This window comes from Megasphaera intestinihominis, assembly GCF_040096415.1.
GTDB lineage: Bacteria > Bacillota > Negativicutes > Veillonellales > Megasphaeraceae > Megasphaera > Megasphaera intestinihominis.
Window position 1 is genome coordinate 1 of record NZ_JBBMEU010000137.1, and the last position, 1224, is coordinate 1224.

Genomic DNA, 1224 nt, shown 5'->3' on the forward strand with positions numbered 1-1224 from the left:
ATTTCGCAGGCATCGAACCTGCGAAATCCATCGCCATTCATCCCCTACCTAAGAGGAAGGAGTCTTCTGGCGAAACTATGATAAAAAGAAATTTTCCTCAAGAAGCACAATATTTCTTGACAGATTCTCTTCCAGGTGATAATATGTACACCAACAACCATACATTGTCTTTCATCAAGAGCAGTCGAGGGAATGGCCCGATGACGCTGCGGCAACCCCCTATCGGGATAGGTGCCAAGTCCAGCGGTGTATACCGGCAGATGAACGAATCGCAAATTGAGCCGTCATCTGTATGACGGCTTTTCTTTTTGACCGGCAAGCCCTTATTATCCGTTATCCAGAAAGGAAATGATTACATGAACGCAACAGTAAAAAAACTCTTCGCCGCCGTTCTCATCACGACGACGTGCCTCTTTGCCGCCGGCTGCGGTTCGTCTTCCAATTCCGGTGCTTCCGGTGACAAAAAAGAAATCAAGATGGGCGTCACTGCCGGTCCTCATGCCGAAGTCATGGAAGAAGTCGCTAAAGAAGCAGCTAAACAGGGCATTACTATCAAAGTCGTCGAATTCAACGACTACGTCCAGCCGAACAAGGCCCTGGCCGAAGGCGACCTGGATATGAACTCCATGCAGCATCAGCCGTACATGGACAACGTCGTCAAGAAACAAGGCCTGAAGATCACCTCCATCGGCAAGACCATCATCCTTCCCATGGCCGTTTACTCCCATAAATTCAAAGACATCAAAGACGTCACGGACGGCGCCAAAGTCACTATCCCGAACGACCCGACCAACGGTGCCCGCGGCCTGCTCCTGCTCCAGCAGGCCGGCCTGATTAAATTGAAGAACGGCAACTCCGTCGACGCTTCGGTAACAGATATCACCGAAAATCCCAAGAACCTCCAGTTCGTCGAACTCGACGCCGCTCAGATTCCCCGCTCCCTCGACGATACGGACCTGGCCTGCGTCAACACCAACTACGCTATCCCGGCCGGCCTGAACCCGCAGAAAGATTCGATCCTCGTCGAATCGAAGGATTCGCCGTATGCCAACGTCATGGCAGTCCGTCAGGGCGACGAAAACAACGAAACATACAAGAAAGTCTTGGCAATCTATCAGTCTGAACCGATCAAGAAATTCATTGAAGAACACTTCCAGGGAACTATCCTGCCGGCGTTTTAGTGGCTAGTGGTTCGTAGGGGCCGCCCAAACGGCGGCCCGCCGG

At 51.9% G+C, this 1224-nt stretch carries 1 protein-coding gene and 1 riboswitch; the gene reads left to right on the forward strand.

Translation table 11 applies throughout. From position 1 onward, the window contains the following. The first annotated feature begins 168 nt into the window (after positions 1-168). Positions 169-267: riboswitch (SAM riboswitch) on the forward strand. Between the two features lie 89 nt (positions 268-356). Continuing rightward, positions 357-1181: a MetQ/NlpA family ABC transporter substrate-binding protein gene (locus WMO23_RS11325; RefSeq protein WP_302681348.1), complete on the forward strand. Its 825-nt coding sequence runs from the start codon at positions 357-359 to the stop codon at positions 1179-1181. Positions 1182-1224 lie beyond the last annotated feature (43 nt).